The 22,526-nt window shown below is 60.1% G+C and carries 18 protein-coding genes, 1 tRNA gene and 1 riboswitch; of the genes, 11 read left to right on the forward strand and 8 right to left on the reverse strand.

From position 1 onward, the window contains the following. The first annotated feature begins 293 nt into the window (after positions 1–293). From HMPREF2779_RS01170 to HMPREF2779_RS01180, 3 genes are all read left to right on the forward strand, one after another. Positions 294–995, forward strand: a complete 702-nt coding sequence (locus HMPREF2779_RS01170) for an isochorismatase family protein (RefSeq protein ID WP_070686020.1) — start codon at positions 294–296, stop codon at positions 993–995. Then, positions 992–1,759, forward strand: a complete 768-nt coding sequence (locus tag HMPREF2779_RS01175; protein ID WP_070686022.1) for an SDR family oxidoreductase — start codon at positions 992–994, stop codon at positions 1,757–1,759. Before HMPREF2779_RS01170 ends, HMPREF2779_RS01175 begins: the two co-directional genes overlap by 4 nt. A 63-nt stretch (positions 1,760–1,822) precedes the next feature. Further along, positions 1,823–2,926 carry an isochorismate synthase gene (locus tag HMPREF2779_RS01180; RefSeq protein ID WP_105360616.1) on the forward strand — a complete coding sequence of 368 codons (1,104 nt, stop codon included), beginning with the start codon at positions 1,823–1,825 and terminating at the stop codon, positions 2,924–2,926. Positions 2,927–3,033: 107 nt separating this feature from the next. Here the strand turns inward: HMPREF2779_RS01180 and HMPREF2779_RS01185 are convergent, their stop codons facing one another. Continuing rightward, positions 3,034–4,026 (reverse strand): 4'-phosphopantetheinyl transferase family protein, encoded by a 993-nt coding sequence (locus HMPREF2779_RS01185; protein ID WP_105360617.1) that lies wholly within the window; start codon positions 4,024–4,026, stop codon positions 3,034–3,036. A 174-nt stretch (positions 4,027–4,200) separates the two neighbouring features. Here HMPREF2779_RS01185 and HMPREF2779_RS09320 point away from each other — a divergent pair, with 174 nt between their 5' ends. After that, positions 4,201–5,661: an RNase H family protein gene (locus HMPREF2779_RS09320; RefSeq protein ID WP_070686029.1), complete on the forward strand. Its 1,461-nt coding sequence runs from the start codon at positions 4,201–4,203 to the stop codon at positions 5,659–5,661. A 224-nt stretch (positions 5,662–5,885) separates the two neighbouring features. On the opposite strand, the gene HMPREF2779_RS01195 is transcribed toward HMPREF2779_RS09320, so the two are convergent. From HMPREF2779_RS01195 to HMPREF2779_RS01210, 4 genes are all read right to left on the reverse strand, one after another. Then, the gene (locus HMPREF2779_RS01195) at positions 5,886–6,176 is read right to left on the reverse strand and encodes a WXG100 family type VII secretion target (RefSeq protein WP_005504526.1); all 291 of its coding nucleotides are present in this window, start codon (positions 6,174–6,176) and stop codon (positions 5,886–5,888) included. Between the two features lie 414 nt (positions 6,177–6,590). Next, positions 6,591–8,078: a sensor histidine kinase gene (locus HMPREF2779_RS01200; RefSeq protein WP_070686031.1), complete on the reverse strand. Its 1,488-nt coding sequence runs from the start codon at positions 8,076–8,078 to the stop codon at positions 6,591–6,593. A gap of 1 nt (position 8,079) precedes the next feature. After that, positions 8,080–8,784, reverse strand: a complete 705-nt coding sequence (locus HMPREF2779_RS01205; protein ID WP_070686033.1) for a response regulator transcription factor — start codon at positions 8,782–8,784, stop codon at positions 8,080–8,082. A gap of 74 nt (positions 8,785–8,858) precedes the next feature. After that, the gene (locus HMPREF2779_RS01210; protein WP_070686034.1) at positions 8,859–9,131 is read right to left on the reverse strand and encodes a hypothetical protein; all 273 of its coding nucleotides are present in this window, start codon (positions 9,129–9,131) and stop codon (positions 8,859–8,861) included. A gap of 141 nt (positions 9,132–9,272) precedes the next feature. On the opposite strand from HMPREF2779_RS01210, the gene HMPREF2779_RS01215 reads away from it, so the two are divergent. From HMPREF2779_RS01215 to HMPREF2779_RS01225, 3 genes are all read left to right on the forward strand, one after another. Continuing rightward, positions 9,273–10,022, forward strand: a complete 750-nt coding sequence (locus HMPREF2779_RS01215) for a DUF3027 domain-containing protein (RefSeq protein ID WP_105360618.1) — start codon at positions 9,273–9,275, stop codon at positions 10,020–10,022. Positions 10,023–10,231: 209 nt separating this feature from the next. Then, positions 10,232–10,936, forward strand: coding sequence for a metal-dependent transcriptional regulator (locus HMPREF2779_RS01220; RefSeq protein WP_070686037.1), 705 nt, complete (start codon positions 10,232–10,234; stop codon positions 10,934–10,936). A gap of 699 nt (positions 10,937–11,635) precedes the next feature. Continuing rightward, a riboswitch (cyclic di-AMP (ydaO/yuaA leader) is annotated at positions 11,636–11,795 on the forward strand. After that, positions 11,796–12,434: a C40 family peptidase gene (locus tag HMPREF2779_RS01225; RefSeq protein ID WP_070686039.1), complete on the forward strand. Its 639-nt coding sequence runs from the start codon at positions 11,796–11,798 to the stop codon at positions 12,432–12,434. A gap of 180 nt (positions 12,435–12,614) precedes the next feature. Here HMPREF2779_RS01225 and HMPREF2779_RS01230 read toward each other — a convergent pair whose 3' ends face one another. After that, the gene (locus HMPREF2779_RS01230) at positions 12,615–13,646 is read right to left on the reverse strand and encodes a DUF4031 domain-containing protein (protein WP_105360619.1); all 1,032 of its coding nucleotides are present in this window, start codon (positions 13,644–13,646) and stop codon (positions 12,615–12,617) included. Positions 13,647–13,765: 119 nt separating this feature from the next. Here HMPREF2779_RS01230 and HMPREF2779_RS01235 point away from each other — a divergent pair. Then, positions 13,766–13,838: transfer RNA gene (locus tag HMPREF2779_RS01235), tRNA-Arg, on the forward strand. A gap of 174 nt (positions 13,839–14,012) precedes the next feature. Here the strand turns inward: HMPREF2779_RS01235 and HMPREF2779_RS01240 are convergent. Next, a complete protein-coding gene (locus tag HMPREF2779_RS01240) occupies positions 14,013–14,804 on the reverse strand; it encodes a VOC family protein (protein WP_233992176.1) in 792 nt (263 codons plus the stop codon). 144 nt (positions 14,805–14,948) lie between these two features. Here HMPREF2779_RS01240 and HMPREF2779_RS01245 point away from each other — a divergent pair, with 144 nt between their 5' ends. From HMPREF2779_RS01245 to sucD, 3 genes are all read left to right on the forward strand, one after another. Continuing rightward, positions 14,949–17,948 carry a UvrD-helicase domain-containing protein gene (locus tag HMPREF2779_RS01245; RefSeq protein WP_105360620.1) on the forward strand — a complete coding sequence of 1,000 codons (3,000 nt, stop codon included), beginning with the start codon at positions 14,949–14,951 and terminating at the stop codon, positions 17,946–17,948. Positions 17,949–18,407: 459 nt separating this feature from the next. Further along, positions 18,408–19,574: an ADP-forming succinate--CoA ligase subunit beta gene (sucC, locus tag HMPREF2779_RS01250; protein ID WP_105360621.1), complete on the forward strand. Its 1,167-nt coding sequence runs from the start codon at positions 18,408–18,410 to the stop codon at positions 19,572–19,574. Between the two features lie 29 nt (positions 19,575–19,603). Next, positions 19,604–20,521, forward strand: coding sequence for a succinate--CoA ligase subunit alpha (gene sucD / locus HMPREF2779_RS01255; RefSeq protein ID WP_070686056.1), 918 nt, complete (start codon positions 19,604–19,606; stop codon positions 20,519–20,521). Positions 20,522–21,429: 908 nt separating this feature from the next. Here sucD and HMPREF2779_RS08920 read toward each other — a convergent pair. Next, complete coding sequence (locus tag HMPREF2779_RS08920; RefSeq protein ID WP_158676570.1) at positions 21,430–21,642, reverse strand: hypothetical protein; 213 nt, start codon at positions 21,640–21,642, stop codon at positions 21,430–21,432. Between the last annotated feature and the right edge of the window lie 884 nt (positions 21,643–22,526).

Here is a 22,526-nt window from a genome sequence, read left to right on the forward strand (position 1 = left end):
GGCTGAATTCCCGGTTCGTATAGCGTTTCTGCTTGTCTGAGTGCTTCCCTGCCCGTTCCGCCCGTTGTGCTATCAACGGGGGTGCGGGTGGGGAAGCATTTTTGTTAAAGTTCAGATATACCTTGTTGCTAAGTATGCCCTAAGATGGTTATGAGATAAGCGCAAGCTCACCGATTGGGTGGTCAGCGCGAGAGGGCTCGGAGGAGACACCCACTCGCTGCTACACCCACCACAGCGCACTGCCTGCGCCGCGCATACAACCGAAAAAACCATAGGCACGAACCGGGAGAATCATGGCACTGCCCAAAATCAAGCCCTACACCTACGTCGACCGTGAACACAGCAACCGCGTGAGCTGGCCCGTAGACCCCTCCCGCGCTGTACTGCTCGTGCACGACATGCAGGTACACTTCGTCCAGGCTTTCGAAGGCGCCAACCTGGGTGAGAGCAACGGCAACCCGGACGCCCAGATCAACATCGCCATTCGGAACCTGCGCCGCCTCATTGACGCCGCCCACGCCGCCGGAATCCCGGTCTACTACACCGCGCAGCCGCCGCGCCAGAACCCAGAAGACCGCCGCCTGCTCATCGACTTCTGGGGCGACGGCCTGCAGAACGACGAGTCCGCCCGTGTGCTCGACGAACTGGCACCCACCGACCGCGACACCATGCTGACCAAGTGGCGCTACTCCGCGTTCGTGCGCAGCCCCTTCGAAGACCTGCTCAAGGAGTCCGGTCGCGACCAGCTCATTATCGGCGGTGTGTACGCGCACATTGGCTGCCTGACCACCGCCCTGGAGGCGTTCATGCGTGATATTCAGCCGTTTATGGTTGCGGATGCGCTCGCCGACTTCTCGGAGGAGGAGCACCGCATAGCGTGCGAGTACGCTTCGGCTCGTTGCGCCCGCGTGCTGAACACCGCCGATGTACTCGCCGACCTGCATGCTGCAGAAGGTGCTGAGAAGGCTGAGACTGCTGAGGAGGCGCGCGCATGAGCTGGGTCATTGTGACCGGCGCGAACGGCGGTATTGGTGAGGCAACCGTCCACCAGCTCATTAAGAACGGCTATTCGGTGTTTGCGGCTGACCTTGCGGAGCAGCCCATTGCTTCCTTCGGTACCTACGGGGACGCGATCTTCCGCTACCGCACCGTAGACGTTACGAGCGAAGAGTCCGTCACCGCCCTCGCCAACGCTGTAGCGGCACTCGACGAACCCATCACCGGTGCCGTGCTCGCCGCGGGTATCGCCCACAGCCAGCCGCTGCTGGAAACCAGTTTCGACACCTGGAAGCGCTTGCACGCGGTCAACTCCGACGGCGTGTTCCTGTGCCTGCGCGAATTCGCGCGCATCATGATTGACCAGCAGGAAGCCGACCCGGCGAACAGTCGCTCCCTGGTGACGGTCGCCTCCAACGCGGCACGTGTGCCCCGCGCGGAGTTTGGCGCTTACGGTGCATCGAAGGCGTCGGCGGCGCGCGTGAGTTCCAGCTTCGGCCTGCAGCTTGCCGCGCACGGTATTCGCGTGAACTCGGTCTGCCCCGGCACCACCCGAACCCCCATGGTGACTGACGCCTGGGAGGGGGAGGACCGCTCCGCCCTGCCGGTTGCCGGTAATCCGCAAACGTTCCGCCTGGGCATTCCGCTGCGCCGTATTGCCGACCCGGCGGATATTGCGGCGGTCAACGCTTTCCTCATTTCTGAGGCGGCACGCCACATCACCATGCAGGAGATTGTCGCCGACGGCGGCGCGACCCTCTAACGGCACCCCGTGTCCGGCGTTTAGATGCCCGGCGCGAACCCACATACCACTGATAGAAGTACGATGACGAACCTTCCCGACTTTATCTTTGCCACCGGCACCCGCGTCCTGCGCGCATCCGGCGCGATGACCCCTGTCACCTTCGATAATGCCCTGGACGAGGCGAAACGTGCCGGTAGCGCCGTCGTGGGTCTGATCCCTTTTGACCCCGATATGCCCGCCTACCTCTTCGTGCCCGAACGCCTGGAGGAGCAGCAGGTGCCGGTCCCCGAGCAGACCGTGGCGCTTGCCGAGCCGGTATCGGTCACCGGACGGCAGAACGACCGGTTCCGTGCCGCCGTTGCGACCGCCGTGGAGCGCATGAAGGCGGGTGAGCTGAGCAAAATCGTGCTTTCGCGTGTGCTCACCGCCCGCTACGCACCCGGCGCTCTCAACCTGGAGGCGCTGTACAACAACCTGCGCGCCCAGCAGCGTTCCGCGTTCAACTTTGCGGTGCGCCTGCCCGAGGGTGAGCGCGGTATGAGCGGAAGCTACCTGATGGGCGCCTCCCCGGAGCTGGTGTTCCGCACCGAGGGCCGCGCATTTAAGACCCACCCGCTGGCCGGCAGCGCCCCGCGCATTGCCGAGCCCGGTAGCGCCGAGGACGAGGCGATTCGTGACCGCCTGTTCGCCTCCCCCAAGGACCGCCACGAGCACGCCTACGTCATCAACGATATTGCCGAGCGCCTGGCACCCATTGCCGAGGAGCTGAACGTGCCGCAGGTGCCTTCGCTGCTGCAGACCCCGCAGCTCTGGCACCTGGCGACCCCCATCGACGGCGTGCTGAAGGAGGGGCTGACCTGCTTGGACGGTGCCCGCGCGATCCACCCGACCCCCGCGATTTGCGGTGCCCCCACTGAGAAGGCGCTGGAACTGATTCGCCAGCTGGAGTCTTTCGAGCGCCGTTACTTTGGCGGCCTGGTCGGCTACATGGACGCCGAGGGTAACGGCGAGTGGGCGCTGGTGTTGCGCTGCGCCCAGGTCAGCCCGGACGAGGCGGTGCTGTACGCGGGTGCGGGTATTGTGGCTGAGTCCGACCCGGAGCTGGAGCACACGGAGACTGGCACGAAGCTCGGTAGCTTTGGTCGCGCCCTGGGCGTGGAGACCCTGGGTGAGGATACCCCTTAGGTTCTGCCTTGAACGCCTTGACGAGGCAGAATAAAACGACGGAACGCGCTCGCTGGCATGGCGGGCGCGTTCCGTCGTTGTATCAGGTGTTAGGGGATTGAGCGCGGCTAATCGGTGAGCAGGCGCTTGAACTCCAGGGGAGTAGCCACCGGCAGAAGCTGAGCCTCAACCTGCGCGGGCTCACCCTCGGCAGGGTTCTCCACTGCCAGGGCGATGAGCATCTTCTGCGCGTGCTCGGGGTTCTCCGCGTCGGGGAGCGCTACGGGTACCCACTGCAGGCTAAAGCTTCGCTCGGCAACCTCGCCGCCCTGACTACTACCAGGGGGCGCGCTAAAGGTCGCTTGGGCGGTCAAGCTGTCCTGAATCAGTACGCGCAGGGCGGTCGGCTCGGAAGCGTTGCTGCCCAGAGGGTCCCCCGGGTCCTCCTCGTTCATGGCAAGTTCGAGCGCATCCAACAGGTCATCGGTGAGCTGCACCCGAACCAGGGACGGCACCACGCTCAGGCCGTGGCCGGTCGCCTTGAGCACCGCTTCCTTAGCGGTCCACAGCGCCACAGAGAGCAGGTGCAGTACGGGGGCGGGGCGTTCCTGCGCCACCCGCTCATAGAATGCGCGTTCTTCATTGGAGAGCGCCAGGCGCGCAAAACCGGAGAACAAGCGCGCATCCAGGGTCTCAACATCCACGCCAAGCACCGCCGAAGAATTACGACTAAACGCGCCCACGACCAGCGGATTCACCTGCGACATATTGAAATTCACGCCCGCAATACGTGGCTTACCGTGCTTCTTACCGCTGGTGCACAGGGTGCAGGAACGATCCACCTCAATCTCAGAAGCGGCGCTGGATGGCACATCCAGACGTGCCGCAGCCATGGCGCGCATGAGCGCCTGAGTGCTCAGGTAGCTGACCGCCGCCGTGGAGGTCGGCAACTGCGCCGCATGCTGCTGCTCAGCAAGCCCCAGGTAGCTCAACCAGCTAAAACGCAGGGAACCGTACATCGTACGGGTGGGAAGAGCGAAAATCTGCACGCGCTCGCTCGGACGGGCGGTAGGGCGCTCCGGGCGCTGTGCGCTGGGTGTTTCGGGGGCAGAATAGCTCATAGGTTTAGTGTACCCGCCCGGCATTACGGCAATTTGCGTTGCGAGGCTACTTGAGGTTGTCCACAGCGGCGACCATGCGCTACGCACCCTCGCCGCCGGTGCGGTAAAGTCATCACAGACATCATTACGGACAGCCGCCCGCACAATAGAGCGGCGGTACAGAAAGAAGGTACCGTGAACAGCACGCAAGAAATCATTGCCGCCGCAGACGGCTCGGCGCTGGGCAACCCCGGACCGGCGGGCTGGGCATGGTATATCGACGATGACCACTGGGCGAGCGGCGGCTGGGCGCACGGCACCAATAACATGGGTGAGCTCAAAGCTGTCCTGGACCTGTTCGAGGCGACCGCATCCCGCCCGGAGGCGAAGCTGCGCGTGTACTGCGATAGCCAGTACGTCATTAACTCGCTGACCAAGTGGATGTCCGGCTGGAAGAAGAAGGGCTGGAAGAAGTCTGACGGCAAGCCCGTGCTCAACCGCGATCTTCTGGAAGCGCTGGATCAGGCGCTGACTGGCCGCGACTACGAGTTTATTTGGGTGAAGGGCCACGCGGGTCACGAGCTCAACGAGAAGGCGGATTCCCTGGCGAATGGTGCTGCGCGCGCCTATCAGGAGGGCCGCGAACCTGCGCACGGCCCCGGCTTCGGTGCGGCTGCTGAACCTGCTACTGCGGCTGAGCCTGTGGAGGCTCCGGCTGTTGAAGTGCCGATTGTGAACGCTCCGTCCGCAGAACCTGCACTCTCTGACGTTGCCCTCTCTAAGCTGGCGCCCTCCGAGTCTTCCGCGGACGCCCACCTGCCCGTGCAGGAATTCACCGCAGCCGAGATTGAGAACGCCCAGCGAGGCGTGGAGAGCCTGCGCCTGTCCGGTCTGCTGCGCCCCGCCTCCGCGGTGAATGCCCCCGATCCGGAGGTGGTCCGCACCCGCAAGGAACAGCTGGCGCTCGCGGCAGAGCGCGCCGCCGAGCGTGACGCAAAGGCACTGGCGCGCCAGCAGGAAACCGCTCAGCAGGCATCCAGAGCCGCGCAGGCGGAAGAAGAGGATGACCTGACCGGTCTGGAAGAGTTCGCGGGCCTGGACCCGAACGATGTTGACCCGGCGGAACTTCTGGGCGAGACGGAAGAACATGCAGAAGAGCAGGCGGTAGAGCCCGCTCTAGAGCCTGCCGCGGCGCCCGCACAGACCGTAGAGCCCGCTCAGCCTGGTGCGCCTGTCCAGTCTGTTGCGCATACTCAGCCTTCTGTGCCTGCGCCCGTTGCTCCCGCCGCGCCTGCCCCGAACCCCGTTGTCCTGAACCCTGAGGAAGCCGCCGCCGCAGAACAACTACTCGAGAGCCGCGGCTCCGTCATGGAGGCGGCGCAGCTGGAGTCCATGCTGCACGAGCGTCTGGTGTGGGTGACCGCCACCGGCAAGTCGGTGTCCCGCTCCTCGGTGCTGCAGTACCGTGAACGCGCCTTCACCCAGCAGGGTGCCCCGCTCAAGCAGGGTGTGCAGGTGCTGGATTCTTCCAGCGTGCTGGTTATGGCGGCGGTTGCCACCGCGCGCGGTCGCGTGAGCCGTTCGAGCATCTGGCATTACGACGCTGAGCGCGGCCTGTGGCGTCTGCGTTTCCGTCAGGAGACCCCCGCCGCATAAAAGGTTCAATCGCCTGGTTCACGGGCTTCTGAGCTCTCAAAATTTCCGTACAATAAAACCCCGCCGCATCCTCAAATTGCGAGGATGCGGCGGGGTTTTTCTCAATAGATGTTCGCCGCCTTCTGGCGAATCTGGCAGGCGGTGTGCAGTGCGGTCGGGACCTTTTAGCTGCCCGGTCTGCCGTCTGCCTGCGGGTGGGCCTTAGAACCTGTAGCCCTGACCCCTTAGCCGACGAACATGGAGGCGTTAGCCTGCTCGGTGTCTGCGTAGTTTACGCCTGCACGGGTGAGTGCCTCGTTGATCTGGGTGATGGATGCTTCGACCTGGCGCTGGGTTGCGTGCCACTGGTCCAGTACGCCCTGGAAGTTGGCGGATGCGGAGCCGGTCCAGGAGCTCTGCAAATCGTGCAGGGATGCGGTCATACCGTTGACGTCTGCGGTGATGGATGCGACGTAGGATCGTGCCTGTGCGCTCTTGGCTGCGATGACTTCGGAATCGACATTGAACTGTGCCATGGTTTTTCTCCTTTGAGATTAGGTGGGGTGGGGTGGCTGCCCCGTTGTGGCGCTTGGGGTGTGGATCTCTGGAAGGGTTGAGTTCCTGACCGGAAGCTTGTTATCACTATATCTTTCAAAATGTATCAAATGAGCTGAAAAGTGATTATTAAATAAATCTGTGGATAAACCCGCCAGATTCACTCCAGCATCTCGAAAAAATCGAAAACCCTCCCGAAAATGACGCCGCCATGACGCGCGCTAGGTTGCCCACCCCCGCTGTTCTTGAGCCGCGCAGCTTCTCCTAACTCGCGCTCTCTTTACTCGCGCCGCCGCGAGCCATAGTCCCGCCTCCGGGGCACAGCAAAACCCCCGAACCGTAGAACACTCAAGTTCCACAATCCGGGGGTTTATGTATCAGTGCTATTTCATCAGCTAATCATCCGAGACGGGCGGCGGATAGAACGGCAAAGAAATCACGAAGGTAGCGCCGCCACCATCGGTCTCTTCAATGTGAATCCTACCCTCGTGCTGCTCGACAATCGCAGCCACAATGGACAGACCCAGACCCGTACCACCGGTCTCACGCGAACGTGAAGCATCGGTGCGGTAGAAACGCTCGAAGACGCGCTCGCGGTCTTCGCCGTGAATACCGGGGCCGTGGTCGCGCACCTCCAGCACGGACAGCGGGAAGCCGTGAACCTCTTCGCGTACGCCCACCGCAATCTCCAGGGGAGAGCCGTCGGGGGTGTAGCGCATGGCGTTGGTCAGCAGGTTCGCCACAACCTGACGCAGACGTGATTCGTCGCCGAGCACGGTCGCGGAGGTCGGCGCGACCTCTTCGTTCAGACCCACCAGGGACACCGCACGATCGGGTGCCGTAGCGTAGGCGTCGTTCGTAGCGTCCACCGCCAGGTTGAACAGGTCGAAGGGCGCCAGCTTGGATTCGCGGCGCTCATCAATACGCGCCAGGGTCAGCAGGTCTTCCACGAGCTGACCCATACGCTTGGACTCCGATTCGATGCGGCTCATCGCGGTAGCGACGGCCTCATCGGTCGGTAGCGCGCCCTGACGGTACAGCTCCGAGTAGCCTCGAATACTGACCAGCGGGGTGCGTAGCTCATGCGAAGCGTCACCCACGAAGCGGCGCATTTTCGCCTCGCTCTTCTCGCGGGCTTTGAAGAGCATTTCAATCTGGGTGAGCATCGTGTTCAGCGAAACCGCGAGGTTACCGATCTCGTTGCTGGGGTTGTAGTCCTCAATACGTTGAGAGAGGTCACCGGCAGCGATCTTGGCGGCGGTCTGCTCCACGCGAGCTAGCGGCTCGAAGGTGCGGGTCACAATCACCCAGGTCATCGCAATTGCGGAGGCGAGAGTCGCCAAGCCAAACGCGAAGGTCAGCACACCCACGAGGGCGACCACCTGGTTCGTTTGTTTCAGCGGCATGGCAATGATGAGGGAGGCCGCCTCCGGCAATCCTGAAGAGTCGTTGGCTTCAATGGGCACGGCGAGCACACGCCAATCGGAGGAGCTTCCCACCGAGTTGACGGTGACCGCCTCCTCGTTTTGCTTGCGAACCTTCTCTTCGGTCCAGCCCTGCAGCACCGGCTCGCTGAACTGACCGCTGTCCTCGGACTCGAGCGAGTACAGTACGTTGCCGTCCTTATCGAGCAGGTACAGGCGGTAGGTGCTCAGGGATTGTTCCTGATTGCCGGAGGGGCGCACGGTCGCCAGCTGCACGAGTGAGGGGGCGCTGTTCTTCATCTCTTCGTCTAGTTGGTGCACCATCTGGGCGCGCAGTGCGGAAATCGCCACCAGGCTCGTTACCGCAATGGAGAGGGCGATGAGCATGGAGGTGATGAGCACCAGCTGGGTGCGAAGGGAGAGAGACTGGGGGATCCGGTCGAGGGGTTTGAGCGCCACGTTAGCCTCGAGAACCGCGAATCATGTAGCCCACACCGCGCTTGGTGTGGATGAGCGGCTCGTGGTTTTCGCGGTTATTGTCGATCTTGCGGCGCAGGTACGAAATGTAGGACTCGACAATGGAGGAGTCGCCGTTGAAGTCGTACTCCCACACGTGGTCGAGAATCTGCGCCTTGGACAGCACGCGGTTGGCGTTGAGCATCAGGTAGTGCAGCAGGTTGAACTCGGTGGGGGAGAGGTCAATCTCTTCGTCACCGAGGAACACTTCGTGGGTGTCCACGTTCAGGGTGAGGGCGTCAACGCGCAATACGGCGTCGTCCTCCTCCTGGACGCTGCGGCTACGGCGCAGAATGGCGCGGATGCGGGCGATTACCTCGTCGAGGGAGAAGGGCTTGGTGACGTAGTCGTCGCCGCCGGCACCCAGACCGGTCACCTTGTCCTCGGTGGCGTCCTTTGCGGTCAGGAAGAGCACGGGGGTGGTGGTGCCGTTTTCGCGCAGGCGGCGGGTCACCTCGAAGCCGTCCATGCCGGGCATCATGACGTCCAGGACAATGAGGTCGGGTTTTTCGGCGTGCGCCTTTTCGAGGGCTTCGCGGCCGTTGCCGGCGGTAACTACTTCAAAACCGGCGAAACGCAGGGAGGTGGCGAGCAATTCAAGAATGTTGAACTCGTCATCGACGACTAGGAGTTTTGCTTCAGCAGACATACTCTATCTTTCTCTCTGAATGGCAGGCTGTACTTGATAAGTGAATGATGTGTGTGAGCTTGCGGCCCAAATCTTTATGCCCTGTTGCGGCGCATGACCGACAGGATGAGTGCGGCCATGAGTGTAATAAAGGCGACGGGGAGGAGGACCAGCGGAATCTGGCTCATGAGGGCGGGCGGCGCTGCCCCAACCCACTTCATCACGAGCATGGCAACTCCGGTGAGCAGACAGAGCAGGGCGAGAATCGCGCCGCCTGCACCGAGCCAGCGGATGGCTCCGGCGTAGGGCAGGGGTGCAGGGATCTGCTCTGCAGTGTTGTGCTTATCCTGTGCGGGTTCATTACTCATGGATTTAACGGTATCAGCTCACACACAGCTGTTCGTGGGCGAAGCCCCAGATTTAGCGGTTTGAGACCCAAATTCACAGCGTATGTGAAGCTTGGGGGAGCGGCCGCACTGTTTGCGCACGCGAGATGCTTTAATAGGGGTATGTCTGAACAGGTTATTGAACTGCTCCCCGAAACTACGCCCGCTACTGACGCGCCCGCAGAGTCCGTTGTGCCTTCTGCCGCGCCTGAGAGCGCTGACGAGGGTAGCGCTGTACCTGCTGAGACTCAGCCCTCCGTGAACGCTGAGGAACCTGAGATGGCTGAGGCACCTGCTGAAGAATCTATCTCGGAGGAATCCGCTGCCGAAGAAACTGAACAGAACGAAGACTCCACCCCCGACCCCTTCACCCCGCTGGATGAAGAGGTAGGTGCCCCCTCCCTGGGTGTCCCGCACAAGCTGCGCCGCACCTCCAAAGTGGATGAGATTCTTGCCGCCGCTAAGGACGTAGCGTTGCAGGGTGTGCGAGAGATCGCCCCGGCACACGCTATCGGTCTGGTTCACCATGTGCGCGCCGAGGAAGAGCGTCTGAGCACTCACCTGTTTGAGTGTAGCCTGCCCGGTTACCGCGGCTGGTTCTGGTTTGCGACCCTCTCGCGTGCGCCTCGCTCCCGCGTGGCAACGATCTGCGAGGTGGGCCTGCTACCCGGCGACGATGCACTGATTGCGCCGGATTGGGTGCCGTGGGCTGACCGCGTTCGCCCCGAAGATCTGGAGGAGAACGCCGCGCAGGAGAACGCAGAGTCTGCTGAAACCGCTGAGGCAGAGGAATCTGCTGAGCTTGCAGGGAACAAAGCGGAAGAGAACGAATCTGCCGTGGAAGAAACCGCTGAGGCTGAGTCCGCAGAGTAAGCCTACCGTCTACTCCTCTTAATAAGGGGCGGGTTAGCAAAATGTATATATAAGGTGTTGTATTGAGTCGTCCAACGGTTATTGTTGGGCGACTCAATGACTTAAGCCGTGGCAAAAGCCGCTGAAAAAGTACATAATAGATTATTGAGTAAGTAACGACTTAGGCAGTGCTATCTAAGCACTGTTGCGGTGATAGCTGGGAGAGATATATGACAGACCTCATCGATACCACAGAGATGTATTTGCGCACCATCCTCGAACTGGAGGAAGAGGGCATCGTCCCCATGCGTGCGCGCATCGCTGAACGACTCGAGCATTCCGGCCCGACCGTTTCCCAGACCGTGGCACGCATGGAGAAGCACGGCCTACTCACCGTTGAGCCGGATCGCCACCTCGAACTGACCGAGGAAGGCCGCCACAAGGCGGTCGAGGTGATGCGTAAGCACCGCCTGGCTGAGCGCCTGCTCTCCGACATTATTGGTCTGGAACTTGAGTACGTGCACGAAGAGGCATGCCGCTGGGAGCACGTCATGAGTGACAAGGTGGAGAAGCGCATCCTGGAGATGCTCAAGGACCCCAAGTTCTCCCCGTACGGCAACGCTATCCCCGGCCTGGAGGATCTGGGACACACTAGCGAGAAGAATGACGAGCGCACCGTGCCCATGTCCCTGGCTGCACGCGACTCCGGTCCCGAGGATCGTTTCACCATTTCTCGCTTCCCCGAGTCCATTCAGACTGACGTTGAGCTGCTGAAGTTGCTGGCTGACGTAGGTATTGTCTACGGCGCTTCGGTGTCCGTGGTTGCCGGCCAGAATGATGACGTGATTGTTCACGCCGACGGTGAAGAGGACACCCTCTCCCTGGATATGGACGTAGCAAACGCAATTGTGGTCAAGCGCGGTGGCAGCCTCTAAGTTCCAGTTTTGAGAGTCTACTAACCCGCTTCACGCTTTAAACGGTGGTACCGCCTTCTTACTTGAGGAGGCGGTACCACCGTTTTTTGTGCTGTTGATTCCCCGGGATCCGGCGCTGTCTTAGATAGTGGACGATTTAGCTCAATAATCGGCGCAAAACGCCGTATATAAGGGAAGAACCGGGCAAAAGCGGAGGAACGCGGCGTATTCGGGTTACAAAAGGTGGACTAAGCGACGTATATCAGTAGTTCAGACTACCCTCACGTGAGCGAGTATATACTCCTCTCTTAACTTTTTGGCAACTGCGCTTGAGTGCATTTTTCGTGTTTTTCGCTTAAATCTGAGGTTGAAATTGAGAGACACGCCGGCTTCTGGGCGAGTGATAGGGGCAAAACCTTAAGAGACGAGGCTCATTTTTAAGAGTTTTGAATCATGTCTTCAAGGGGCGGTAGTGCATTAAAAGCGAATGTGTATCCTTGTGAAACGCCTAGTCAAACGCCTTAAGTTGCTTAAGTGCCCGCAAATAAACGGGGTTCTGGTCGTCCAAACTCGCTCCGTTCCACCGGGGATGAAAGCTCAAAATTTAAGTCTGAATGAGGTGACAACTGGGAGTTTTCTGTGTATTCTCGATTTGTGCCAAAATCCTAATCGTAAGAGGGCACCGTCGAAGTGGTTCCGCTGAGTTCTGCCAACGCTTCGATGTAACGTCTACCCAATATGGCAGAAGCGGGGGACCCAATCCCCAAGCTGGGATACGGCTTCTCAATCGAGAAGCCTCGGGGCTAAGCCACTTCGGTGGCCGAGCGAATCCATGCTCGAGTCCGACAGCTTACCTCGTCAGGCAATGGAGGAATTACCAATGGCTAACAAGATCGTACGTACCGCAGGTGCAACCATCGCAGCAGGCGCACTCCTGCTCGGTTCGACCGTTCCCGCGAACGCATTCGCACAGATCCCCGCTGCAGCTGATCTGTCCTACGATTACACCAACTACGAATTCGACTACACCAGCTACAACACCCCCGCAACCACCTACGTTGCTCCCGCAGCAACCACGGCACCCGCAGTTGAGACCACCTACGTAGCACCCCAGGCTGAGACCCAGCAGGCTTACGTTGCACCCGTTGCAGCTCCGGCACCCGCAGCTTCCACCGGTAACGCATCCCGCGACGCAATCGTTGCAACCGCAATGAGCGGCCTGGGCGGTGCATACGTTTGGGGCGGCAAGACCTTCGGTGCATGGGACTGCTCCGGCTTCACCTCTTGGGTTTTTGCTCAGCACGGCATCAAGCTGACCGCTTTCACCTACGCAATGAAGAACGAGCTGCGCCCGACCGCTAACCCCCAGCCCGGCGACATCGTCTTCCAGAACGGCTACAGCCACGTTGGTATCTACCTGGGCAACGGCAAGATGATCTCCGCTCTAAACCCCACCAACGGTACCCTGGTGCACCCCACCTCCTGGATGTCCGTTGACGGCTACTACACCGCTCTCTAAGTCTTAGCGCATAAGAGCTGGATCTAGCCCAACATACTTCAAAAAGGCGTCTACCTCGCACGGGGTGGGCGCCTTTTGCGTACCCGAGATTTGCGTACCTGAGAGATTCCAAGAAAATACCGCCGAGAATGCACCTTAATGTGGGCGCATTCTCGGCGGTATGCGTTGAGGCGTATGCGGCTAGGACGCCAGAGCCTGCAGAAGCCTCTGCGGGTCCAGCCCCCACTCGCTGAGCTCAGCATGCAGATTAGCCTGTGCGGGCTCCTCCCAGAGCTGCAGAGCCTCTTCGGAGAGAAAGATGCGCTTGCGACCCAGGATGGAACGCAGGAAGTTCGTACGACCGGTACGGAACGCCTCATCGTCAAAATGGGAGTACTCGCTACGCACCCCGCGCAGGTAGCGACGATAGCGTGCCGAATCAGCCGCCAGGATAGACATATCGGCATCGAGGAAAAACTGAATATCTGCCGGTTCATAGCCCGCCGGTAGGTCGGTAGACTCGGGAGGCTCGTGGGTTGCCGTGGCACGCACCAGAAGGCTCACCATCTGCAGCTCGTGTCCGGTAAGTAGACCCGCGGTGACCAGTGGTGCCAGGGAGGCGCTCGCCAGCTGCTCGCTGCGGCGCTCATCCTTATCCGGTGCGCCCTCATAGACCGCGTCGTGGAACCACGCCGCCAGAATCAACGCCAGGGGAGTAGAACCTGCCTGCGCGCGATGTGCGTAGAGGTGGTCCAGGTCGGTGAGCATCTGCGAAAGGTGCCCGCTGTGGTGGTAGGCGCGGTGCGGTTGCTCCCACGCCTGCAGCAGGCTCTCACCCAGTTCCGCCACCTGCGCCGTGAGTTGAGCTTGGTTCACGGCAGGGGCCTCCACATGCTTGAGGCGGGGTGTATTAAGGCGGGGCGCAAACGCCGCCTCCCAGGCGCGAAGCAGACGCGGGCGAATCTTTTCCGGGCGTTCCTTCAGGGGAATCCGTAGACCGCTGGCAATGAGCGTGCGAGTCAGCTGTGCACCGCTGAGCTCCTTTGCGCCCGCCCGAACCAGCTCATCGTAGAGGTGCGCCGGAACATCATAGTGGTCGCGGTCGAAGGCACGCTCACTGATGCCCGCCGCTGCGGCGAACTCGTGCAGTTCCGCCAGGGACACATCGGAGATGAGGTGTGAGAAGACGGTGCCGTGCGCGGGCCAGGTGGGTGGGTCAATGTAGATGCTCATTCGTATATTGTAGGAGCGGTTCTGCCGCCGGGTGCGGGTGTCTTCGGGCGGTGAACACAGGGCGGTGGACAAGGGCTGTGCTGACCTGCGGTGCGGAGTGCTTTATACTGGATAGGTACGCCCTCGTAGCTCAGGGGATAGAGCACTTCTCTCCTAAAGAAGGTGTCGGACGTTCGAATCGTCTCGGGGGCACACAGAACCGGCATTCACGCCGGTACGAGAAACCGCTCGTCGCTTGCATTAGTAGGCGCGGGCGGTTTCTCTGTTTCTGCACGTAACGAGTACTCAAGAAAACACGTTGTTATAGCTGAGACAGGTCAATCTTGCCCATCAGCAGGATCTTCTCGCGAGCGGCCTTATCCGTCATCAGCTCAGCAATATTATGCGGGACACCTGCCAAGAAATACCCCAGCGATCTACACACCAGCCGCAACGCTCCGCCTCAGGTATAGCCGAGAGCTGCTCCCAATAGTAATCAACCTCCTCCTGAGTACGGCACGAAAGAACTACCGAAACCCCCGGCGTGAATGTGAAATCGTGGAAAGTGCCGGAATCAGCAGCCGCCATCCAGGTGCCGTGCAGGTTGAAGTCGGTAAACATGACCGCATCTGCCTCAAAGGGGCTACCTTCCGGATAGTGGTACAGGGTGCCGCAGCGGGCATCATCAAACATGGAAATCCAGCCGTTGGTGGCTTCTTCTGCATTGCCGTGATTCGTGCCGCCAAACATGAAAGAAGGCACGACGAAGGGTCGCGGGTCGCCTGCAGGATTGGTAAGCATCAGCTGCCAGGTCATACCGAAACGATCACGCACCCAGGCGTAGCGTGGGGAGAAAGGATACTCACCCAGTTCCATCAGCACACCGCCGGTACTTAGCTCTTCGTAGAGTTCATCGAGGTATGCTCGCGCTTGCGCCTCACCACCGAAGAGGAGCGGGTCAAAGTTTAGGATGCAACTGATGGACTGGTTCGGGACGTACCGGTCATCACCGTTAATGAGCGAGAGCTGGAAGCCGTGGATGCTTAGAGTCGTGAGTCCGGGCATCTGTTCCATGATGGAAGCATCGCGAAAAACCCTGGTATAGAACTGTGCCGCTTCGTCGGCTGAGCCATTGCACCATAGGGCTATTGAGAGGCTCGGAGATAAGGTCTGGGTCATGCGGTCATCCTAGCATGACTATTCTGTGCCACCGGGGTGCCGTTGCCGATTTAGGTTGTGAGGCTGATTGACTGAACGGGTGGGAGCCGCGGAGTAAATGCGGTAGCATGGAATATCGAACGTGTATTCTAGGCAGCGAGGTAGATGATGAGTGACAAGCCCGAACAGCAGAAGCAGCCCTTCATCGAACAGGACGGCCTGTTCGCCGCCGAACTCGTCACCCCCGCAGTACCGGTAGCAGATGATGAGCCGCCCTTCGACCCCTACTACGACGTACCCCCTGCCGAGGACGACTACTACGCCCCTCCCATGGACGCCGCAGTGATGGATGCTCCGGTGATGGAGGCGCCTGCACAGGACGTACCCGCCGCCCTGCCTACCGGCATGCCCGCCTACGGTACCCCTGCTACCAGCGCCTCTGCTACCAGTGCGCCCGTTCCTGAACCCGGCGCACCCGTAGCCTTTACCGCCGCAGACCCGCTCGGCGACTTTATGCCGCCCGCCTACCGCGTCGGCGGCTACGGCGAGGACTTCGACCCCGCCGATCCCTACGGCGAACGCACCTACAGCCTCAATGCGGTGGACCCCTCCTCCCTCACCGCCGGGCTCAACGAACGCCAGGAAGAAGCCGTGCTGCACTCCGGCTCGCCCCTGCTCATTGTCGCGGGCGCTGGCTCCGGCAAGACCCGCGTGCTCACCCACCGTATCGCCTACCTGCTCGCAACCCACCGCGCGACCCCCGGCCAGATTCTCGCCATCACCTTCACCAACAAGGCTGCCGCCGAAATGCGTGAACGTATTGAGGCACTGGTTGGCCCGCGCGCCAAGCACATGTGGATCTCGACTTTCCACAGCTTCTGCGTGCGTGTGCTGCGCCGTGAGGCCGCCGCCCTGGGCTTGAAGTCCACCTTCACCATCTACGATTCGACCGATTCGCAGCGCCTGCTGAGCCTCATCATTAAAGAGCTCAACCTAGACACCAAAAAGTTCACCGCCAAGGCAGTGGGTAACCGCATTTCTGCGCTGAAGAACGAGCTGGTCAGCGCCGAAGCGTACGCATCCCGCGTGGCGATCGATAACCCGTACGAGAAGACTATCTCGCAGATTTACACCGTTTACACGCAGCGTCTGCGCGCCGCCAACTCCCTCGACTTTGACGATCTGATTGGCCGCACCGTCTTCTTGCTCAAGAAGTTCCCCGAAATCGCGAACTACTACCGCCGTAAGTTCCGCCACATCCTCGTGGACGAGTACCAGGACACCAACCACGCCCAGTACCAGCTCGTGCGTGAACTGGTCGGCGCCCACACGAAGGCCCCGGCTGACCGCGGCCCCTACCCGGACGCCGTGCCCCCTGCCGAGCTGACCGTGGTGGGTGACTCCGACCAGTCCATCTACGCCTTCCGCGGCGCTGATATCCGCAATATTACGGACTTCGAGAAGGACTACCCGAACGCCCACACGATTCTGCTGGAGCAGAACTACCGTTCCACGCAGAACATCCTCTCCGCGGCGAACGCGGTCATTGAACGCAACTCCGACCGTCGCCCCAAGAAGCTGTGGACCGCCTCCGGCGCGGGCGCGAAAATCATCGGTTACGTCGCCGAGTCTGAGCACGCCGAGGCACGCTACATCACCCGCGAAATTGACCGCCTTGCCGATGAGCACGGCGTGCAGCCCGGTGACGTCGCAATCTTCTACCGCACCAACGCGCAGTCCCGAACCCTCGAGGACATGCTCATGCGTGCCGGCCTGCCCTACCGCGTGGTCGGTGGCACCCGCTTCTACGAGCGTAAGGAAATCAAGGACGCCCTGGCGTACCTGCGCGCCCTGAGCAACCCCGATGACGACGTGAACGTGCGCCGCATCCTCAACGAACCCAAGCGCGGTATCGGTGCCAAATCTGAGTCCGTGGTGGCGGAGTACGCGAGTGCGAACCGCATCTCCTTCTACGCCGCCGCACGCCAGGCAGCCGACATCCCCGGCCTGGGCGCCGCCGCGGTCAAGAAGTACGCCGAGTTTGTGCGCCTCATGGACGACCTGGCGCAGATTGCCCGCACCGAACCCGCCGCAACCTGCCTGGAAGCGGTCCTGGAGCAGACCGGGTACCTGGCGGCTCTGCGCGCCTCCAAGGATATTCAGGACGAATCGCGCGTGGAGAACCTCTCCGAGCTACTTGACGCCATGGTCGAGTTCGAGACCGAGAACCCCGGCGCCGACCTGGAGCAGTTCCTCGAACACGTGGCTCTGGTCGCTGATGCCGACTCAATCCCGAACCGCCCCGCCAGTGCGGAGGGCGAGAACGCCTCCGCCGCACAGATTGCCGCCGAAGCCGCCGAGGCGAAGGCACAGGGCATGGTCACCCTCATGACCCTGCACACCGCCAAGGGTCTGGAGTTCCCCGTGGTGTTCCTGACCGGCATGGAGCACGGCCTGTTCCCGCATCAGCGTGCCCTGACCGATGAGAAGGAAATGAGCGAGGAACGCCGCCTGGCGTACGTGGGTCTGACCCGCGCCATGGAGCGCCTGTACCTGACCCGCTCGGAAACCCGCACCATGTGGGGTAAGAGCCAGTTCAACCCGCCCTCGCCCTTCCTAGAGGAAATTCCGGAGGAGCTCATCGAGTGGAAACGCACCGCCGGTTTCTCGGGTTTTGGCGCCTCCGGTATGGGTGCGTATGGCGCTCGCGGCAGTTCCTATGGCGGCAGCTCCTACGGCAACTCGTACGGTGGCGGCTATTCGGGTGGTTCCCGTTCCGGCTACGGTTCCGGCGGCTACTCGGGTGGTTACAGCTCGGGCGGCTATGGCTCGAGCGGGTACAGTTCCGGTGGCTCGCGCGGCTCATACGACCCCTACGAGTCTCGCCCCGCACGCCGCTCCGAGCCGTCCACCGCGGATATTAACGGCTCGGCAAGCTACGGGCTGGCGGCGGCCACCTCGAAGGTGACGAACCGTTCCCGCGTGCACCAGAGTAAGGAAATCCCGACTCTGGCGGTCGGCGATACCGTGCGCCACACCAAGTTCGGTGAGGGCCGCGTACTCGCTGTTGAGGGTAGCGGCGATAAGACCGTGGCGAAGGTTCGCTTCGGCTCGGAGGAGAAGCGCCTGCTGCTGCGTTACGCGCCGCTGGAGAAAGTGAGCTAACGCGTCAGGGGCGAGAACCTGACAACGCCGGTGGAGGGGCGGGTATCTGAGGGTGCCCGCCCCGCTTTTGTGCGCCGTGTCGGGCGTGTTGTCCGCCTGCGGAGAAGGGCGCGGGGATGCTTCGGCGCTGGGCGGTAAAGGTTGCGTGTTCGCCGGTATTTCGCGGCGAATGAGGGTGCCCGGAGACGGGCGTATCTTCCGGTATGTGACCTTTGGGTGAAACCTACCCAAAATATTTGTGAGCTGAGTCGCTAAAATCTCAGATTTGGGGTTCCGTGAGTGCGAGCTCATGCCGAATCCGATAGAGTAGAGACGAGAGAAATTCCCCGCGTCAATGATGCGTGTGCGCCGGGTGCGAGAGACCCCTATCGCACCGTAACGGGCACACGGGGGAACCTCCTCTAATGACCAGGCCGAGTGCACCAGTACTCGGCACCACTTCGAAGAAGAAGGACACCTGTGGACCTTTTCGAATACCAGGCGCGCGATCTCTTCGCAAAGCACGGCGTACCCGTGCTCAAGGGCATTGTTGCGACCACCCCTGAAGAAGCAAAGGCAGCAGCTGAGGAAATTGGCGGCCTGACCGTCATTAAGGCTCAGGTTAAGACCGGCGGCCGCGGTAAGGCTGGCGGCGTTAAGCTCGCAAAGTCCCCCGAAGAAGCTTACGAGCACGCTAAGGCAATTCTCGGCATGGACATTAAGGGCCACACCGTTCACCGCGTGCTGGTCGCTGACGGCGCAGACATCGCCGAAGAATACTACTTCTCCCTCCTGCTGGACCGTGCAAACCGCTCCTACCTGGCAATGTGCTCGGTAGAAGGCGGTATGGAAATTGAGCAGCTCGCTGCTGAGCGCCCCGAGGCACTGGCAAAGATCGAGGTTGACCCGCTGGTCGGCCTGGACCAGGCTAAGGCTGAGGAAATTGCTAAGGCAGCAGGTTTCTCCGCAGAACTGCAGGAGAAGGTTGTTCCCGTTCTCGTCAAGCTGGGCGAAGTCTACACCAAGGAAGACGCAACCCTGGTTGAGGTTAACCCCCTCGTTCTGACCCCCGAGGGTACCATCCTCGCCCTGGACGGCAAGGTCTCCCTGGACGACAACGCAGAATTCCGCCAGCCCGAGCACGAGGCTCTCGTGGACAAGTCCGCTGAGAACCCGCTGGAAGCTAAGGCAAAGCAGTTCGACCTGAACTACGTGAAGCTGGACGGCGAGGTCGGCATCGTTGGTAACGGTGCAGGTCTGGTTATGTCCACCCTGGACGTCGTTGCATACGCTGGTGAGAACCACGGCAACGTCAAGCCCGCAAACTTCCTTGATATTGGTGGCGGCGCGTCCGCTGAGGTTATGGCTGCCGGCCTGGAAATCATTCTGGGCGACGAGCAGGTCAAGAGCGTTTTCGTGAACGTCTTCGGCGGCATCACCGCATGTGACGCAGTGGCAGACGGCATTGTGAAGGCTCTGGAGATTCTGGGCGACGCAGCAACCAAGCCCCTGGTTGTGCGCCTGGACGGCAACAACGTTGCTGAGGGTCGCCGCATCCTCTCCGAGGCGAACCACCCGCTGGTTGTTCTGGCTGAGACCATGGACTCCGGCGCTGACAAGGCAGCAGAGCTCGCTCACAAGGCGTAATCGCCAGCAAAGGATTTCAAGGAAGTAATATGTCTATCTTTGTGAACAAGGACTCCAAGGTCATCGTTCAGGGCATCACCGGTGGCGAGGGTACCAAGCACACCGCACGCATGCTCGCAGCAGGCACCAACATTGTGGGCGGCGTGAACGCTCGCAAGGCTGGCACCACCGTCACCCACAAGGCGAAGGATGGCTCCGATATTGAGCTGAATGTGTACGGTTCCGTAGCTGAGGCTATTGAGAAGACCGGCGCGAACGTCTCCATCGTCTTCGTTCCCCCGGCTTTCACTAAGGCAGCAGTTCTCGAGGCTATCGAGGCTAAGATTGGTCTCGTTGTCGTCATCACCGAGGGCGTTCCGGTTCAGGACTCTGCAGAGTTCTGGGCAGCGGCTAAGGCATCCGTGGACGAGAACGGCAAGCAGATCACCCGCATCATCGGCCCCAACTGCCCCGGCATCATCTCCCCTGAGGAGTGCCTGGTTGGTATTATCCCGGCGAACATCACCGGTAAGGGCAAGATTGGTCTGGTCTCCAAGTCCGGTACCCTGACCTACCAGCTGATGTACGAACTGTCTGACATTGGTTTCACCACCGCTATCGGTATTGGTGGCGACCCGATCATCGGCACCACCCACATCGACGCTCTGGAAGCTTTCGAAGCTGACCCCGAGACCGAAGCAATCGTCATGATTGGTGAGATCGGTGGTGATGCTGAGGAGCGTGCTGCAGAGTACATCAAGGCGAACGTGACCAAGCCCGTCGTTGGTTACATCGCAGGCTTCACCGCTCCTGAGGGCAAGACCATGGGCCATGCAGGCGCTATTGTCTCCGGTTCCTCCGGTACCGCTCAGGCGAAGAAGGAAGCTCTGGAAGCAGCAGGCGTGAAGGTCGGTAAGACCCCCTCCGAGGCTGCAAACCTGATGCGCGAAATCTTCGCTAACAAGTAGGCAACTGTCTGTTCTAACTAGCAGTAAGGCCCCCAACCTCTTGAGGTTGGGGGCCTTACTGCTATATCTCAGCAAGGCTACATCAGCGATTTAGCTTCCGTTAGATCACTAAAACCCTTATAGCTGTAGGTAAAGCTCGAAATATTGCCAGAAATGTAGTTTTTGCAACCGGTTGAAGTTGTGGTGTATGTGCCCCCTGTGCCAGTAGAGTTAGAAAATGAAACTGACCAAACAGGTACTGAATAGATACCTTCATCAAAGGTAAAACTCTGGGTACTGGTTGAACCAGTAGCAGTATAGTTCCAGCCATTTGTGGGGGTGTAGTTTACACTGGTGGTATATGCAGTAGGATCGTGGTAGCCGGTGGGCATAGCATCAGCAGCAGGTTGCTTGTAGTCTTCGACATAGATAGTGAAAGCCGAAGAAGTTACGGTCTCATTGGAGGGCGAGACCTGTAATCTCGAGCTGAGTGCTGTTCAAATCCCAGTAAGCGCCTGTGGCAGAAGTAGTTTCGGCTTCACCCCAGAAGAAGTAGGTACTGCCGCCCTGCATCATGGCCTGGAGGTCACCGCAGATAGAAGCTGCGTAGGCGGGAATCACGGAGGTGGCAACCACTGCGGGGGTTGCCCAGGCTGTGCCCTTAACGAGTGTGCGGCGGGGAGTGTAGTAGACACAGGTATCCTCTAATATCTAAGTATTGTGCTTGTGAAACCCTGTTAGTCTATCGAGAAATCCCTGTTCCTCCTCCGCGTCTGTAGCACAAAACTCACATGAATAGAGCCATAGCTGTCCAGTAAATTGATACGGGAGGGCTCTGGCTTAGATTTGTGCCTGGCCGGGCTGCCGTGCTATCGACTAGCCCGGGGCAGAACAATACAGATACTTAGATATGAGTATCGGCCAGAATTCTAATCATATTCATCTATCGGGGTGTACTGCCATGCTCCGTCAAAGGTGTCGGAAGCACCGTTATCTGTCGTCCAGGTACCCATGTAGCGGGCATGGTAATAGTCGCGGGCAGCTGTTGATACAGGGATGCAAGAATCCGTGAGATAGGAGGTGACGGCTAAGTTACTTCCAGGCCAAGCAATGGTTTGTAAAGAAGCGGTTGTCTCGGTCATTGAACTAGCCCAGGTGAAAGTAAAAATATCCAAGGCCACCCCCCATTGATGGTTTGATTACGCTGTACCCCCGAGTACACCCAGTTAGCGTTTTGACTGGTAAAGTAGTCGATAGTTCCGGCAGAAAGGCAATCTGAAAACGGAAATTATTAGACAGCGTCACGGTGGTCTGCGGCGCTACAGGGTTCTCGGGGACGATGGTGAACCCGTTAGTGCCCGGTGCTTCCTTGTAGTAGGAGGTGACCCTATTTTTGTAGATCCTTGCATAGCCGCTGTTGCAGTTTTTGTACGTGTACTTCGGCCTACGTACCAGGTTGCATTGAAGACGTAGGACTGTGAGGCGGCATAGGCGGGGATGGCGGTGGTTGCCAGCACGGCGGGGGCTGCCCAGGCAGAGCCTTTTGCAAGTCTGTGGCAGAAATGGTGGTCATCGGGGATTCCTAGGGTGAAGGAGTGTGTAGCGTGAGCGGGGAGCTAGTAACACATTAGGGCGTATGAGTTATTAAAAATAGCCAAGAAGTGCATTTTCCCCTGTATTTTTAAGGATTCCCCTGGGTTTTAGCGCCCTAATGGCGCATTTAATCAATATAAACGTGTTGTTAAATTTTAGTTTCTAGGGTTCTTGAAGCGGGTGCGAAGTCGATGATGCTCTCTAGCGGAGCGTGCTGAGATAGTGCTTTCGGTCAGAAAGAAAGCCCCTGTCGCGCTGAGCGACAGGGGCTGAGATTACGCAAAGTTGGTGCGCTGGATGAGAGATATGTCCTCGAAGCTTCGCCCGTTATCCAGGGTGGCGCTGAAAATGTAGCCGCCGTAGACGTAGTTGTTGGTACTGCGCGGCCTGATTCGTGACGCGAATCGCAGCGCTATTTTGGTGCCGGGCCAGG

It is taken from the genome of Rothia sp. HMSC069C03 (assembly GCF_001811075.1).
GTDB lineage: Bacteria > Actinomycetota > Actinomycetes > Actinomycetales > Micrococcaceae > Rothia > Rothia mucilaginosa.

Bases quoted from the DNA above. Each gene is read 5' to 3' on its own strand.
- HMPREF2779_RS01195 (WP_005504526.1), bottom strand. From the start codon at position 6,176: ATGGCACAGTTCAATGTCGATTCCGAAGTCATCGCAGCCAAGAGCGCA.
- HMPREF2779_RS01210 (WP_070686034.1), bottom strand. From the start codon at position 9,131: ATGAGTAATGAACCCGCACAGGATAAGCACAACACTGCAGAGCAGATC.
- HMPREF2779_RS01175 (WP_070686022.1), top strand. From the start codon at position 992: ATGAGCTGGGTCATTGTGACCGGCGCGAACGGCGGTATTGGTGAGGCA.
- HMPREF2779_RS01220 (WP_070686037.1), top strand. From the start codon at position 10,232: ATGACAGACCTCATCGATACCACAGAGATGTATTTGCGCACCATCCTC.
- HMPREF2779_RS01225 (WP_070686039.1), top strand. From the start codon at position 11,796: ATGGCTAACAAGATCGTACGTACCGCAGGTGCAACCATCGCAGCAGGC.
- HMPREF2779_RS01180 (WP_105360616.1), top strand. From the start codon at position 1,823: ATGACGAACCTTCCCGACTTTATCTTTGCCACCGGCACCCGCGTCCTG.
- HMPREF2779_RS08920 (WP_158676570.1), bottom strand. From the start codon at position 21,642: ATGACCGAGACAACCGCTTCTTTACAAACCATTGCTTGGCCTGGAAGT.
- HMPREF2779_RS01215 (WP_105360618.1), top strand. From the start codon at position 9,273: ATGTCTGAACAGGTTATTGAACTGCTCCCCGAAACTACGCCCGCTACT.
- sucD (WP_070686056.1), top strand. From the start codon at position 19,604: ATGTCTATCTTTGTGAACAAGGACTCCAAGGTCATCGTTCAGGGCATC.
- HMPREF2779_RS01170 (WP_070686020.1), top strand. From the start codon at position 294: ATGGCACTGCCCAAAATCAAGCCCTACACCTACGTCGACCGTGAACAC.
- HMPREF2779_RS01185 (WP_105360617.1), bottom strand. From the start codon at position 4,026: ATGAGCTATTCTGCCCCCGAAACACCCAGCGCACAGCGCCCGGAGCGC.
- HMPREF2779_RS01240 (WP_233992176.1), bottom strand. From the start codon at position 14,804: ATGACCCAGACCTTATCTCCGAGCCTCTCAATAGCCCTATGGTGCAAT.
- HMPREF2779_RS01230 (WP_105360619.1), bottom strand. From the start codon at position 13,646: ATGAGCATCTACATTGACCCACCCACCTGGCCCGCGCACGGCACCGTC.
- HMPREF2779_RS01245 (WP_105360620.1), top strand. From the start codon at position 14,949: ATGATGAGTGACAAGCCCGAACAGCAGAAGCAGCCCTTCATCGAACAG.
- HMPREF2779_RS01205 (WP_070686033.1), bottom strand. From the start codon at position 8,784: ATGTCTGCTGAAGCAAAACTCCTAGTCGTCGATGACGAGTTCAACATT.